Raw genomic sequence first — 14,717 nt, 5'->3', positions numbered from 1 at the left:
TGCACCGCCCGTCGTGCCCATGGCGCCGCTGCCGCCCAGTCCCGCCATGCCCCTGCCGCGCGCGCCGCAAGCCATCGGTTCCTGCGACGCGGGCGGCTGCCGCGATGCGGCCGGCGCGCGCTACAACGGCCCGGGCAATGCCACGCTCGATGCGAACGGCCGCATCTGCCACCGCAACGGCGCTTTCCTGCAGTGTTTTTAGTCCTGCCATGCACTGTCGCTGCAAGTTTTCGCTCGATGGGCGCAAAAGTGGCTACAATTGTCGCCGACATTACGTTTACGTAAACGTAATAGCGCGGAGCAGCGCGTCATTGCGCGTAATGATGGCATCGTGCATCAACCATCAGGCGCCGGGAACACGGCCCTTATCACTCAGGAGATTTCATGCAGATTCAGGACAACGTATTCATCATCACGGGCGGCGCATCGGGCCTGGGCGCGGCCACGGCGCGCATGCTGACGGCGGCGGGCGGCAAGGTCGTGCTGGCCGACGTGCAGACGGAGGCGGGCCAGGCGCTGGCTGCCGAATTGAACGGCGCGTTCGTGCAGTGCGACGTGACGTCGGAAGAAGACGGCATGGCCGTGGTGGCCGCGGCGACCAAGCTGGGCACCTTGCGCGGCCTGGTCAACTGCGCCGGCGTGGCGCCTGCCGTGAAAACCGTGGGCAAGGATGGTCCGCACCCGCTGGCCCTGTTCCAGAAGGTCGTCAACATCAACCTGGTGGGCACCTTCAATATGTGCCGCCTGGCGGCCGACGCCATGGCCAAGCAGGATGCGACGGCCGAAGGCGAGCGCGGCATCATCATCAACACGGCCTCCGTGGCGGCCTACGATGGCCAGATCGGCCAGGCCGCGTATGCGTCGTCGAAGGCGGCCGTGGTGGGCCTGACGTTGCCGATGGCGCGCGATTTGTCGCGCAACGGCATCCGCGTGATGACGGTGGCGCCCGGCATTTTCGAAACCCCCATGTTGCTGGGCATGCCGGCCGAAGTGCAGGATGCGCTGGGCAAGATGGTGCCGTTCCCTTCGCGCCTGGGCAAACCGGGCGAATACGCGCAGCTGGTCAAGGCCATCGTGGAAAACGTCATGCTCAATGGCGAAACCATCCGCCTGGACGGCGCGATCCGCATGCAGCCAAAATAAGCGCGGCGTGATTTGATGTAGGATACCCCCGTATGGGGCGTACAGCCTTGCCTGGCTGTGCGCCCTTTTTTTATCGGAGAATCCATGATCACATTGAAGCCGCTGGCGCTGAGCCTGACCTTGCTGGGGGCCCTGGCCGCCAGTCCCGTATTTGCCGAAGTGCCGCAGAAGGCGCCGGAAATCGCCACCGCGTATGCGGAAAAATCGGGCTGGTCGGCGCAGAAATTCATGGTGGCCGCCGCCAATCCGCTGGCCGCCGATGCGGGCTACCAGATGCTGAAAAAGGGCGGCAGCGCCATCGATGCGGCCATTGCCACGCAGCTGGTGCTGACCCTGGTCGAGCCGCAGTCGTCGGGCATCGGCGGCGGCGCCTTCCTGCTGTATTCCAGCGCCAAGGGGGTGCAGGCGTTCGACGGGCGCGAAACGGCACCGGCCGCCGCCGACGAACACCTGTTCCAGAATGCGGACGGCAGCCCCGTCTCGCGCGCCACGGGCGTGGTGGGCGGACGCTCCGTGGGCGCGCCGGGCGTGCTGCGCATGCTGGAACTGGCGCACAAGGAACATGGCAAGCTGCCGTGGGCGACCCTGTTCGGCCCCGCCATCAAGCTGGCGCACGGCGGCTTTCCCGTCAGCCAGCGTCTCAACGGCTTGCTGAACTGGGACCAGGCCCTGAAGCGCGACCCCGTCGCCGCCGCGTATTTCTATGACCAGGACGGCAAGGCCTGGCCCGTGGGCCATGTGCTGAAAAACCCGCAACTGGCGCGCACCCTGCGCGAGATCGCCCGCGGCGGCGCCGATGCGTTTTACAACGGCCGCATCGCGCGCGACATCGCCGCCAAGGTGGCGTCGCACCCGAGCAATCCGGGCAAGCTGACGGCGCAGGACATCGCCGGCTACCAGGCCAAGGTGCGCGAACCCGTCTGCAGCGACTACAAGGCCTGGACTGTGTGCGGCATGCCGCCGCCATCGTCGGGCGGCATCGCCATCGCGCAGATGCTGGGCATGCTGGAAGTGAAGGATATCCGCCCGTACCCGCCCGTCGACGGCGTGCTCGATGCGCAGGCCATCCATTTGTTCTCGGAAGCGGGGCGCCTGGCCTACGCGGACCGCAACCGCTACGTGGCCGACACGGACTTCGTGCCGCTGCCCGGCAAGGGCGTCGCCTCGATGCTCGATAAAAGCTATCTGGCGCAGCGCGCCTCGCTGATCGGCGACAAATCCATGGGCCGCGCCTTGCCCGGCACGCCGCCCGGCATGCAGGTGGCGTGGGGCATGGACAACGCCTTGCAGCGCCCGTCGACGTCGCACCTGGTGGCGGTGGACGCGTTCGGCGGCGGCCTGTCGATGACCACCAGCGTGGAAGACGCGTTCGGCTCGCGCCAGATGGTCGACGGCTTCTTGCTGAATAACCAGCTGACGGATTTCTCGTTCGATTCGCGCGATGCGGATGGCCCCATCGCCAACCGCGTCGAGGCGGGCAAGCGTCCGCGCAGCGCCATGTCGCCCACCCTCGTGTTTGAAAAGGGCACGCACAAGCTGGTGCTGGCGACGGGGTCCCCGGGCGGCTCGTCCATCATCAATTACGTGGCCAAGGTCCTGGTCGGCACCATGGACTGGGGCTTGAACGTGCAGCAAGCCATCAGCCTGCCGAACTTCGGCAGCCGCAACGGCCCGACGGAGCTGGAAAAGGGCCGCGCGCCGGCCGCCCAGGTCGAGGCATTGCAGGCGATGGGCCACGAAGTGCGCGTGATCGAGCAGAATTCCGGCCTGCAGGGCATCATGCGCCTGAATGCGCACGGCAAGGATTTCTGGTTTGGCGGCGCCGATCCGCGCCGTGAAGGCATGGTGCGTGGCGATTGAAATTTCCACAAAGCATCAAGACCCTGCTAATCTGCCGGCATGGGAATGCAAAATAAAACAGGCTTGATACTCACGGGAGGGGGCGCCCGTGCCGCCTACCAGGTGGGCGTGCTGCAGGCGATTTCGGCGATCCTGTGGGAAGCGGGCTGGGCGCCGGCGCGCAATCCGTTCGATATCATCTGCGGCACCTCGGCCGGCGCCATCAATGCCACGGCGCTGGCCTGCCGTGCCGACAACTTCGGCGAAGGCGTGCAAAAGCTGCTCGACGTGTGGCAGCACATCGAGGTCGAACAGGTCTACCGCGCCGATTCGCTGGGCGTGATCCGTTCGGGTGCGCGCTGGCTGTCGCTGCTGTCGTTCGGCTGGCTGCTGCGCCAGTGGCATGCGTCGCCGCCCAGTTCCCTGCTCGACAATACCCCGCTGGTCAGCCTGCTGCACCGCATGCTCGACCTGCCGCGCCTGGACGCGGCCCTGGCCGACGGTCTGCTGCATGCGCTGGCCGTGACGGCGTCGTCGTACTCGGGCAGCCGCCACATGACGTTTTACCAGACGGCCGAGGATATCGCGCCCTGGGTGCGCACGCAGCGCCTGGCCTTGCCCGACCAGATCGGCGTGGAACACTTGCTGGCCTCGGCCGCCATCCCCTTCATCTTTCCCGCCGTGCCCCTGTACGTGGGCGGCCAGCGCGAGTACTGCGGCGACGGCTCGATGCGCCAGCTGGCGCCGATTTCGCCGGCCATCCACCTGGGCGCGAACAAGGTGCTGGTGGTGGGCGCGGGGCGCATGACGGAACCGGCGCCCGCCGCGTCCGAAGCGGCGCGCTACCCCAGCCTGGCGCAGATCGCCGGCCATGCGCTGTCGTCGATCTTCCTCGACGGCCTGGCCGTCGACATCGAGCGCCTGAACCGCATCAACCTGACCTTGTCGATGCTGCCACCCGAATTGCTGGGCAAGACGGCCTTGCGGCCCGTGGAATTGCTGGTCATCGCGCCATCCGAGCGGCTCGACGCCATCGCCAGCCGGCATATCGGCAGTTTGCCCCGTCCCATCCGCACCATGTTGTCGGGCATCGGCGCCGCCGAAGCGCGCGGCGCGGCGCTGGCATCGTATTTATTGTTCGAATCGACGTATACTAACGAGCTGATCCGTCTTGGACAGCGCGATACGCAGGCCCGCAAGGACGATGTACTGGCGTTTTTTGGTTCTTGAGACGGCCCCCGGCAGAGTAGCCGGAGTTTTCGCGTTTTTTTGACAGGACGATTGTGCAGGTATTTCGACGTGTTCATGATGTTGCCTTACTGCTAATTTTGCTGCTGGGCGGTGCCGCCGCGGCGGCGCCTGCGCCCACCCTGCGTTTCGACCAGCTCAGCGTCGACCAGGGCCTGGCGCAGGAATCGGTGCTGGCCATCGCCCAGGACCGGCAGGGCTATATGTGGTTCGGCAGCCAGTCCGGCCTGAGCCGCTACGATGGCTACCGCATGGTCGTCTACAAGAATGTCGAGGGCGACAAGACCAGCCTGGCCGACAACTGGGTCGGCGAACTGCACGTCGATAGCCAGGGCCAGCTGTGGGTGGGCACCGACAACGGCCTGGACCGCTTCGACGCGGCCAGCCAGACCTTCATCCACTACGTGCCGGCCGAGAAGAGCAAGCGCGGCAACGGCAACCGGCATATCCACGCCATTGTCGACGATGGCGCGCGCGGTTTCTGGATCGCCACCTCGGACGGTTTGCAGCATTTCGACCCCGCCACGGGCACCTTCCGCACCTGGCACCATGAAGAAGGCAATCCGCACAGCCTGGGCGACAATGAAATCAAGGCGCTGGTGCTGGACGGGCAAAAGCGCCTGTGGATCGGCACGGTCACGGGCCTGGATATGCTGGCGCCGGGCAGCGATCGCTTCGAGCATTTCGCCGTCGATGCGGCGCCCGGCTCGAAGTACAACGTGATCCAGGCGCTGCTGGTCGACCGCCAGCAGAACCTGTGGATAGGCACGATGGCCGGCGCTGAGCGCTGGCGCCTGGGCGGCGCGGGCGAAGCGCCCCAGTCGCGCCTGCGCCTGAGTGAAAAACAGGGTTTTTCCGCCATCCGCGTCGCCAGCCTGTACCAGGATGTCGATGCCACCGTCTGGCTGGGCAGCAATGCCGACGGCCTGTTCCGCTGGCAGCCCGGGAGCGACACCTTCCTGCAGTACCGCCACCAGACGGGCGACAAGTTCAGCGTCGCCGACAACCAGCTGTCGTCGCTGTACCGCGACCGCGCGGGCACGTTCTGGGTCGGTTCCTGGTACAACGGCGTGAGCCGCGTGGACCTGGGCAGCGGCGGCTTTTCGCGCATGGCGCGCGCACCGGGCGACGTGGGCGCCCTGGCGGACAAGAAAGTGCGCGCCGTGGCCGACGCGGGCAATGGCAAGCTGTGGCTGGCCACCAAGGCGGGCCTGAAACTGTACGACACGCGCGACGGCAGCTCGCGCGTGTTCGACCTGCGCAGTTCGCCCGGCATGTCGCGCGACGAGCAGGTCACCACCCTGTACAAGGCGCCGGACGGCACCCTGTGGGTGGGCGGCTCGACGGGCTTGCACCGCTTCGACCCGGCACTGGGGCGCTTCTTCACCATGCGCTTTGCCGCAGGCGACCCGAACAGCGACACCATCCGCAATGTCGTGAGCGACCGCAGCGGCATGCTGTGGGTCTCGACGCGGGGCGGCGTGCACCGTTTCGACCCCGTCAGCCAGCGCTTTACCACCTACCGCCACGATCCGGCCGATCCGAACAGCCTGTCCGACAACATGGTGCGGCCCGTGCTGGAGGACGGCAAGGGGCAGCTGTGGATAGGCTCCTTCCATGGCCTGGACTTGCTGGACCGCGCCAGCGGCCGCTTCCGGCATTTCCGCCACGATCCGCAAAAACCCCATAGCCTCAGCCACGACGAGGTGCACTACCTGCACGAAGACAAGCGCGGCGTGCTGTGGGTGGGCACGGCCAACGGCCTGAACCGCATGGACGTCGACGCGAAGGGAGAAATCCGCTTCCGCCGCTTCGTGCGCAAGGATGGCATGGCCGACGATGCCGTCGCCAGCATCCTCGGCGATGACAACGAGCAGCTGTGGCTGAGCACCAACAGCGGCATCACGCGGCTCGACATGCGCAGCGGCCTGTTCCGCAATTACGACAGCGCCGATGGCACGGTGGAAGGCTCGTACTTCGATGGCGCGGCCCTGCGCGCGTCGGACGGGACCATGTACTTCGGCGGCTTCAACGGCATGACGGCGTTCGTGCCGCAGGATATCCACGACAACCGCGTGCCGCCGCTGGTGGCCGTCACGGAACTGCAGATATTCAACAAGCCCGTGGCCATCGGCCGCGGCGAGTTCGCGCACGTGCTCAAGACGGCGATCGAGCATACGCGCAACCTGGTGCTGACCAGCCGCGAAAGCGTCTTTTCGCTGGAATTCGCGGCCCTGCATTTCGCCGCGCCCCAGCGCAATATGTTCGCCTACCGGCTCGAAGGCTTCGACCAGGACTGGGTCATGACGGATGCGGGGCGGCGCTTCGCCACCTACACCAACCTCGATGCCGGCAATTACGTGTTTCGCGTCAAGGCGGCCAACAAGGACGGCGTGTGGAACGAGAGCGGCGCCACCCTGGCCATCACGATCCTGCCGCCGTTCTGGAAAACCTGGTGGTTCCGCACCCTGGTGGCGGCGCTGCTGCTGGGCGCCGTGTATGGCGCCTACCGCCAGCGCGTGCGCGCGCTGCGGCGACAGCAGAACGAACTGGAAGAACTGGTCAGCGAACGCACGGCCGAGTTGCAGAGCAAGGAAATCGAAGTGCTGGCCCAGTCGGAAAAGCTGGCCCAGGTCAACAGCAGCCTGACGAAAAACGAGGAAAGCCTGCGCCAGGCCAAGCGCAAGGCCGAGGATGCGACGCGCCAGAAGTCGGAATTCCTGGCCAACATGAGCCACGAAATGCGCACGCCGCTGGCCGGCGTGATCGGCATGCTGGGCTTTGCCCTGCGCGACGAGCAGCTGCACGACGCGACGCGCGAGCAGATCCTGCGCGGCCAGGCCAATGCCCAGTCGCTGCTGGTGATCATCAATGACTTGCTCGATTTTTCCAAGATCGAGGCGGGCAAGCTGAGTATCGAAAACATCGACTTCGCGCTCGGTGCGGCGATCGAGACGGTCGTCAGCCTGTTCGAGGAGCAGGCTGCCGCGCGCAGCATCGGTTTTTCCATCGATTTCGCGCCCGACCTGCCGCCCTTCGTGGTGGGCGACCCCACCCGTTTGCGCCAGGTGCTGGTCAACCTGGTGGGCAATGCCTTCAAGTTCACCCAGCGCGGCGGCGTCAGCGTGAGCGTCGAGCGGGCCGGCGTGGCCGGCGGCAGCGGCGGACGCAAGGTCAGCCTGATCCGCTTCACGGTCAGCGACAGCGGCATCGGCATCGATGCCGATGCGATGGCGCGCCTGTTCCAGAAGTTCGAGCAGGCCGACGCCAGCACCACGCGGCGCTACGGCGGCACGGGGCTGGGCCTGGCGATCTGCCGCCAGCTGGTCGAACTGATGGATGGCGAGATCGAAGTGGCCAGCACGCCGGGGCAGGGCAGCACCTTTGCCTTCACCTTGCCGCTGGCCGATGGCGTGGCGCCGCCGCTGGTGCCGCAGGTGGCGCTGGCGCCGCACAGCCACCAGCTGCGCGTGCTGTGCGCGGAAGACTTCCCCACCAACCAGATCATCATTCGCGTGATGCTCGAGGAGCTGGGGCACCGGGTCGACGTGGTGGCCAACGGCGCGCTGGCGGTGGCCGCCTGCGTGCATACGCGCTATGACCTGATCCTGATGGACGGGCGCATGCCGGAGATGGACGGGGCGACGGCGACGCGCTTGATCCGCGTGGGCGGCTGGCCGGACCAGCCCGTGCGCGACCAGGAACTGATGATCGTGGCCCTGACGGCGAATGCCAGCGAAGAGGACCGCAGCCGCTACCTGGGTGTCGGCATGGATGATTTCCTCAGCAAGCCGGTGGACGAGGCGGCCCTGCATGGCTTGCTGGCGCGCGCCATCGGGCGCCAGTTGCAGCGCGGTTTCATGCTGCCGCGCATGCCGACCAACGTGCCGCGCGGCGCTGCGCGGGGGCAGGCCGAACTCGATGCCCTGTTCGGCATCGCGCCGGCCATCCCCGCCCCGGCGCCTTCCCCGTCCGGCCGCAGCGGCGAACTGCAGCGGCGCATCCGCGTCGCCTTCGTCGCCGACCTGGAGGGGCGCCTGCGCGAACTCGACGCCGCGCTGGCGGAGCAGGACAAGGACAGCGCCGGGCGCCTGCTGCACGGCTTGAAGGGCAGCGCCGCGTATCTCGATGAAACGCAGCTGCACATGCTGTGCACGGAACTGGAGGAGGCGGCGGACGGCGGGCGCTGGAGTCAGGTGGCCTTGCATTTGCCCCAATTGCGCGCACTGTTGACGCAAATAGCCGTTTCGGACAAGGAAATGTAAAATAGGCAATGCCGGCCATGGAGCGCGCGGCGAAACTGGGTAGAATACGGCCAGGCGCCCTGATGCTGCCGGCAATGGAGAAAGCAATGAAAGTACTGGTGGTTGACGATGATGTCGTGTCGCGCATGGTATTGATGCATTTGATCGACAGCTGCGGCGTGCACGATATCGTGGAAGCCGAAGATGGCGCGGCGGCGTGGGAGCAGCTCGAAGGCGGCTTGCGCCCATCGCTGTGTTTTTGCGATCTGCGCATGCCGCGCCTGTCCGGCATGGAGCTGCTGCAGAAAATCCGCTCCGACAGCGCGCTCGACGCCATGCCGCTGGTGCTGGTGTCGTCGGCCAATGACCAGGACACGGTGCGCGACGCCGTGCAGGCCGGCGCTGCCGGCTATATCGTCAAGCCTTTCCAGCCGGAGCAGGTGCGCCAGCATATCGACGCCTGCTTCGACGTATCGGCCTTGCCGGCCGAGGCGCCGCGCGACACGCTGCAGCGGCTGGGCATCGACGGTGAACGTTTGCTGGCCTACCTGACGGGCTTCCAGGGGCAGGTCGGCGCCGCCGGCGAACAGGTCGACGCCTTGCTGGCGCGCGGCGAACCGGCGCAGGCGCGCCAGCAGCTCGAGCGGCTGCACCTCGGCTGCCGCACCCTGGGCCTGCATGGCGCGGAGGCCGGGATGATGGACCTGCTGCAGGCGTCGGTGCTCGATGGCGAGCAGATACAGGGGGCGCTGGCCGCGCTGGCGCGCAGCGTGGCGCAACAGGCCCACCTGCTGCGGCAGCAGGACGGAATGGACTGAATCTGCCGTTTTCCCCTTGCTGGAAAAATACTTTAGGTTTAAAGTATCTGCTTCCGGGCCTTGTGCACGCGCCCGTCACCAGCCAGGATGAGCATGAGCAGCGACCCTTCGCCTACCACCGCATCTCCCCAGGACGATTTTGCGCGCGCGCACCTGCCGCCGCGCGAACTGTGGCCGCAGCTGTGCCTTGACTTGCCCGAGCTGCAGTATCCGCCCCGTCTCAATTGCGCCGCCGCGCTGCTCGATGCGGCCGTGGCCGGCGGTGGCGGCGGACGCACCGCCATCCTTGCCGACGGCCAGCGCTGGACCTACGCGCAGCTGGCGCAGCAGGTCGACCGCATCGCCCACGTGCTGCAGGCCGATCTGCGCCTGATCCCCGGCAACCGCGTGCTGCTGCGCGGCGCGAATACCCCCATGATGGCCGCCTGCCTGCTGGCCGTGCTGAAGGCCGGCTGCATCGCCGTGCCCACCATGCCGCTGCTGCGCGCGCGCGAGCTGTCCACCATCGTGGCCAAGGCGGAAGTGAACGCCGTGCTGTGCGCGCAGGGCTTGCGCGCGGAACTCGACGGCATGCCCGGCTTGCCGCGCATGCTGTGCTTTGGCGCCGAGGGCGCGGAACTGGAGCAGCGCATGGCGGCGCACGCCAGCCCGTTTGCCCCGCACGACACGGCGGCCGACGACGTTTGCCTGATCAGCTTTACCTCGGGCACGACGGGCGTGCCGAAGGGGACCATGCACATGCACCGCGACCTGCTGGCCATCTGCGACTGCTTTCCCCGCTCCATGCTGCAGGCGCGCGCCGACGATATCTTCATCGGCACGCCGCCGCTGGCGTTCACCTTCGGCCTGGGCGGCCTGCTGCTGTTCCCCCTGCGCTTCGGCGCGGCCTGCGTGCTGCTGGAAAAACTCACGCCCGATACCCTGCTGCGCGCCATCGCCGCATACCAGGCCACCATCTGCTTCACGGCGCCGACCTTCTACCGCCAGATGGCGCCGCTGGCCGGCCATCACGATTTGCGCAGCCTGCGCCTGACCGTGTCGGCCGGCGAGGCGCTGCCGCTGGCCACGCGCGACGCCTGGCAGGAGGCGACGGGCCTGGCCATGACGGACGGCATCGGCGCCACCGAGATGCTGCACATCTTCATTTCCGCCACGGGCGAGGGCATACGCCGCGGCGCCATCGGCAAGGCCATTCCCGGCTACCAGGCGTGCATCGTCGACGACGCGGGCGTGGCGCAGCCGCCCGGCGTGACGGGCCGCCTGGCCGTGAAAGGGCCTACCGGCTGCCGCTACCTGTCCGACCCGCGCCAGCACGAGTATGTGCAGAACGGCTGGAACCTGACGGGCGACACCTTCGAGATGGACGGCGACGGCTATTTCTATTACCGCTCGCGCAGCGACGACATGATCGTCTCGGCCGGCTACAACATCGCCGGCCCGGAAGTGGAGGAGGCGCTGCTGCGCCATCCGGCCGTGGCCGAATGCGGCGTGGTCGGGCGCGCTGATGCCGGGCGTGGCCAGATCGTCGAGGCGCACGTGGTGCTGAAGGACGGCTTCCAGGCCGGCGACCTGCTGGCGGCCGAACTGCAGGACTTCGTGCGCCAGCAGATCGCCCCGTATAAATATCCGCGCGCCATCCGCTTCCTGCCGGCCTTGCCCCGCACGGAAACGGGCAAGCTGCAGCGCTTCAAACTTCGCACGGACCCCCCATGAATATTGTCTGCATCGGCGGCGGTCCCGCCGGCCTGTATTTCAGCCTGCTCATGAAACAGCAGAATCCCGGGCACCGCATCACGGTCGTCGAGCGCAACCGCCCGTATGACACGTTTGGCTGGGGCGTGGTGTTTTCCGACCAGACCCTGGGCAACCTGGCCAATGCGGACGGGCCGACGGCGCGCGCCATCCTGCAGGCGTTCAACCACTGGGACGATATCGAGATCCATTTCAAGGGCGAGACCGTGCGTTCGGGCGGCCACGGCTTTTGCGGCATCGGCCGCAAGCGCCTGCTCAATATCCTGCAGGCGCGCTGCGAGGAACTCGGCGTGCAGCTGGTGTTCGAGACGGAAGTGCAGGACGACCAGGCCATCGCGCGCCAGTACGGCGCCGACCTGGTGATCGCCAGCGACGGCTTGAACAGCCGCATCCGCACGCGCTATGCGGCCAGCTACCAGCCCGAGATCGAGCAGCGCCATTGCCGCTTCGTCTGGCTGGGCACGCGCAAGAAATTCGAGGCCTTCACGTTTGCCTTCCGCCAGACGCCACACGGCTGGTTTCAGGCGCACATCTACCAGTATGACGGCGACACGTCGACCTTCATCGTCGAGACGCCCGAACACGTGTGGCGCGCGGCGGGGCTGGCCAGCATGAGCCAGGAAGAGGGCATCGCCTTTTGCGAAGCGCTGTTTGCCGGGGAACTCGATGGCCACCCATTGCTGAGCAATTCGCCGCACTTGCGCGGCTCGGCGCAGTGGATCACCTTCCCCCGCATCGTCTGCCGGCAATGGGTGCATGTACAGGATGGCGTGCCCGTCGTGCTGATGGGCGACGCGGCCCACACGGCCCATTATTCCATAGGCTCCGGCACCAAGCTGGCGCTGGAAGACGCGATCGAGCTGGCGCGCTGCTTCGGCCAGCACGCCGATAGCGCTGCCGGCACGGATGCGGCGCTGGCCGCCTACCAGCAGCTGCGCGCCGTCGAAGTGCTCAAGATCCAGAGCGCGGCGCGCAATTCCATGGAGTGGTTTGAAAACGTCGAGCGCTACAGCGCCATGGAGGCGCCGCAGTTCGCCTATTCCATGCTCACGCGCAGCCAGCGCATCTCGCATGAAAACCTGCGCCTGCGCGATCCCGCCTACGTGGCCGGTTACGAGCGGTGGCTGGCGCGCCGCGCGGGCGAACAGGCCAGCGTGGCGATGCCGGACGAGGCCCTGCCGCCCATGCTCACACCCTTCAGGCTGCGCGGCGTACTGCTGAAAAACCGCATCGCCGTCTCGCCGATGGCGCAGTACAGCGCCGTCGACGGCGTGGCGGGCGACTATCACCTGATGCACCTGGGCGCGCGCGCCATGGGCGGTGCGGGCCTGGTGTTTGCCGAGATGACCTGCGTTTCGGCCGACGCGCGCATCACGCCCGCCTGTCCCGGCATGTACAGCGAAGCGCACACGCAGGCGTGGCGGCGCATCGTCGATTTCGTGCATGCCGGCAGCGATGCAAAGATCGCCCTGCAGCTGGGTCACGCGGGGCCGAAAGGCTCGACGCGTCCCATGTGGGACGGCATCGACCTGCCCCTGAAGGAGGGCAACTGGCCGCTGCTGGCCGCGTCCAGCCAGCAGTACCTGGCCGGTGTGTCGCAGGTGGCGCGCGCGGCCACGGAAAGCGACCTGGCGCGCATCGAGCAGGACTTCGCGCGCGCCACCCTGGCGGCGGCCGTCGCCGGTTTCGACTGGCTGGAACTGCATTGCGCGCATGGTTATCTGCTGTCGAGTTTTATCTCGCCGCTGACCAACCGCCGCACGGACGACTATGGCGGCAGCCTGGAAAACCGCTGCCGCTATCCCTTGCGCGTGTTCCGCGCCATGCGCGCCGCCTGGCCGCAGGATAAACCCATGAGCGTGCGCATCTCGGCCCACGACTGGGTCGAAGGCGGCATCACGCCCGACGACGCCGTCGTCATCGCGCGCCTGTTCGAGCAGGCCGGCGCCGACCTGATCGACTGTTCCTCGGGCCAGGTCAGCAAGCTGGAGCAGCCCGTGTACGGACGCATGTTCCAGGCGCCGTTCGCCGACCGCGTGCGCAACGAGGCGGGCATCGCCAGCATGGCCGTCGGTTCCATCTTCGAGGCGGACCACGCCAACAGCATCATCGCCGCCGGCCGCGCCGACCTGTGCGCCGTGGGCCGCCCGCACCTGGCCAACCCGGCCTGGACCCTGACGGAGATGGCGCGCATCGGCTACAGCGGCGCCGCTTCAAGCTGGCCGAAACAGTACCGGCCGGGCCAGCAGCAGCTGGAACGCAATCTGCAGCGCGAGCGCCAGCTGGCCGCCGCCAACACGGGACTCACCCCGCAACAGGTGGCCGCGCGGCTGCTGGAAGGATGACATGGGCAAGGAAGCATTGATGGACACGCTGTCAGAAAAACATGCGCTGGTGACGGGCGCCGGCAGCGGCATCGGCCTCGCTTGCGCGGGCGCCTTGCTGGACGCGGGCGCCCGGGTCACCCTGGCCGGGCGCGACGGCGCGCGGCTGGCGCGCGCGCGCATGCAGCTGGAAGAGGAGGGCCACGCGGGCCGGGTGGCCATCTGCGTGCTCGACGTGGGCGTGGAAGCGTCCGTGCAGGCCGGTTTCGCACAGGCGGCCGCGCATTTCGGCCGCATCGACATATTGATCAATAACGCGGGCCAGGCGCATGCGGCGCCGTTCGGCAAGACGGATGCGGCCATCTGGCAGCAGATGCTGGCCGTGAACCTGACGGGCGTGTTTCACTGCTGCCAGGCCGCCATGCCGGCCATGCTGGAATCGGGCTGGGGGCGCATCGTCAACGTGGCGTCGACGGCGGGCCTGAAAGGCTATCGCTATGTCAGCGCCTATGTCGCCGCCAAGCACGGCGTGATCGGCCTGACGCGCGCGCTGGCGCTGGAAGTGGCGCCGCGCGGCATCACCGTCAACGCCGTCTGCCCCGGCTACACGGAAACGGATATGGTGGCGCAGGCCGTGCAGAACATCGTGCGCAAGACGGGGCGGGGCGAAGACGCGGCCCGCGCGGAACTGGCCGCGGCCAATCCGCAGCAGCGGCTGGTGCAGCCACGGGAAGTGGCCGATGCGGTGGCCTGGCTATGCCTGCCCGCGTCGGCCGCCATGAATGGACAATCGATCGCCGTCGCCGGCGGCGAAGTAATGTAACTGAATGAAGATCATGGATAAAGACAGCGCTGACGCGCAAGAACAAGCGGTGCTGGACCTGTCCAGCCGCCTGACGCAGGACCACCACCAGTCGCTCAAGCTGTGGCTGCGCATGCTCTCGTGCACGGTAAAGATCGAAAACGAGGTGCGCACGCGTTTGCGCGCCACCTTCGGCATCACCTTGCCACGCTTCGACCTGATGGCGCAGCTCGAGCGCTTTCCCGATGGCTTGCGCATGGGCGAACTGTCCAAGCGCATGATGGTCACGGGCGGCAATATCACGGGCATCACCGACCAGCTGGAGCAGGAAAAACTGGTGGTGCGCGTGGTCGATCCGAAGGACCGCCGCTCGTACAGCGTCAAGCTGACCCCGGCGGGCCGGCGCGCGTTCGACGAGATGGCCAGGGTGCACGAAGGCTGGATCGCCGAACTGCTGCAGGGCGTCACGCCGGACGACAAAACCCAGTTGATCGACCTGCTGTCGCACATGAAACAGCAGCTCAATGACACCCCCTTGAAGGATTGA

Annotated in this window: 9 protein-coding genes and 1 pseudogene; all 10 read left to right on the top strand. The window is 67.2% G+C overall.

What is annotated here, in order from left to right:
• A pseudogene (locus GCN74_RS28925) lies at positions 1-202 on the top strand (hypothetical protein); the annotation flags it as partial.
• A 182-nt stretch (positions 203-384) separates the two neighbouring features.
• Positions 385-1,143 (top strand): 3-hydroxyacyl-CoA dehydrogenase, encoded by a 759-nt coding sequence (locus tag GCN74_RS24835; RefSeq protein WP_152259135.1) that lies wholly within the window; start codon positions 385-387, stop codon positions 1,141-1,143.
• A gap of 84 nt (positions 1,144-1,227) precedes the next feature.
• Positions 1,228-3,003 (top strand): gamma-glutamyltransferase, encoded by a 1,776-nt coding sequence (gene ggt / locus GCN74_RS24830; protein ID WP_152259134.1) that lies wholly within the window; start codon positions 1,228-1,230, stop codon positions 3,001-3,003.
• Positions 3,004-3,042: 39 nt separating this feature from the next.
• Positions 3,043-4,212: a patatin-like phospholipase family protein gene (locus tag GCN74_RS24825; RefSeq protein ID WP_034751717.1), complete on the top strand. Its 1,170-nt coding sequence runs from the start codon at positions 3,043-3,045 to the stop codon at positions 4,210-4,212.
• 98 nt (positions 4,213-4,310) lie between these two features.
• Complete coding sequence (locus tag GCN74_RS24820) at positions 4,311-8,495, top strand: two-component regulator propeller domain-containing protein (RefSeq protein WP_226939205.1); 4,185 nt, start codon at positions 4,311-4,313, stop codon at positions 8,493-8,495.
• A gap of 86 nt (positions 8,496-8,581) precedes the next feature.
• Positions 8,582-9,292 (top strand): response regulator, encoded by a 711-nt coding sequence (locus GCN74_RS24815; RefSeq protein WP_152259133.1) that lies wholly within the window; start codon positions 8,582-8,584, stop codon positions 9,290-9,292.
• Positions 9,293-9,385: 93 nt separating this feature from the next.
• Positions 9,386-11,005, top strand: a complete 1,620-nt coding sequence (locus tag GCN74_RS24810; protein WP_152259132.1) for an AMP-binding protein — start codon at positions 9,386-9,388, stop codon at positions 11,003-11,005.
• Positions 11,002-13,389, top strand: coding sequence for a bifunctional salicylyl-CoA 5-hydroxylase/oxidoreductase (locus tag GCN74_RS24805; protein WP_152259131.1), 2,388 nt, complete (start codon positions 11,002-11,004; stop codon positions 13,387-13,389). The genes GCN74_RS24810 and GCN74_RS24805 overlap by 4 nt, the downstream gene beginning before the upstream one ends.
• Before the next feature lie 19 nt (positions 13,390-13,408).
• Complete coding sequence (locus GCN74_RS24800; RefSeq protein ID WP_152259130.1) at positions 13,409-14,191, top strand: SDR family NAD(P)-dependent oxidoreductase; 783 nt, start codon at positions 13,409-13,411, stop codon at positions 14,189-14,191.
• Between the two features lie 13 nt (positions 14,192-14,204).
• Positions 14,205-14,717: a MarR family winged helix-turn-helix transcriptional regulator gene (locus tag GCN74_RS24795; RefSeq protein ID WP_152259129.1), complete on the top strand. Its 513-nt coding sequence runs from the start codon at positions 14,205-14,207 to the stop codon at positions 14,715-14,717.

Origin of the sequence: Janthinobacterium sp. FT14W, from assembly GCF_009208755.1 — a bacterium.
Taxonomy (GTDB): domain Bacteria; phylum Pseudomonadota; class Gammaproteobacteria; order Burkholderiales; family Burkholderiaceae_D; genus Janthinobacterium; species Janthinobacterium violaceinigrum.
The sequence above is the reverse complement of the archived record's forward strand: the minus strand, read 5'-3'. Positions and strand labels throughout refer to the sequence as shown.

What these genes read in the sequence shown, in the direction of transcription:
- GCN74_RS24825 (WP_034751717.1), top strand. Translation starts at nt 3,043, where the DNA reads ATGGGAATGCAAAATAAAACAGGCTTGATACTCACGGGAGGGGGCGCC.
- GCN74_RS24795 (WP_152259129.1), top strand. Translation starts at nt 14,205, where the DNA reads ATGGATAAAGACAGCGCTGACGCGCAAGAACAAGCGGTGCTGGACCTG.
- GCN74_RS24835 (WP_152259135.1), top strand. Translation starts at nt 385, where the DNA reads ATGCAGATTCAGGACAACGTATTCATCATCACGGGCGGCGCATCGGGC.
- GCN74_RS24810 (WP_152259132.1), top strand. Translation starts at nt 9,386, where the DNA reads ATGAGCAGCGACCCTTCGCCTACCACCGCATCTCCCCAGGACGATTTT.
- GCN74_RS24800 (WP_152259130.1), top strand. Translation starts at nt 13,409, where the DNA reads ATGGACACGCTGTCAGAAAAACATGCGCTGGTGACGGGCGCCGGCAGC.
- GCN74_RS24815 (WP_152259133.1), top strand. Translation starts at nt 8,582, where the DNA reads ATGAAAGTACTGGTGGTTGACGATGATGTCGTGTCGCGCATGGTATTG.
- GCN74_RS24805 (WP_152259131.1), top strand. Translation starts at nt 11,002, where the DNA reads ATGAATATTGTCTGCATCGGCGGCGGTCCCGCCGGCCTGTATTTCAGC.
- ggt (WP_152259134.1), top strand. Translation starts at nt 1,228, where the DNA reads ATGATCACATTGAAGCCGCTGGCGCTGAGCCTGACCTTGCTGGGGGCC.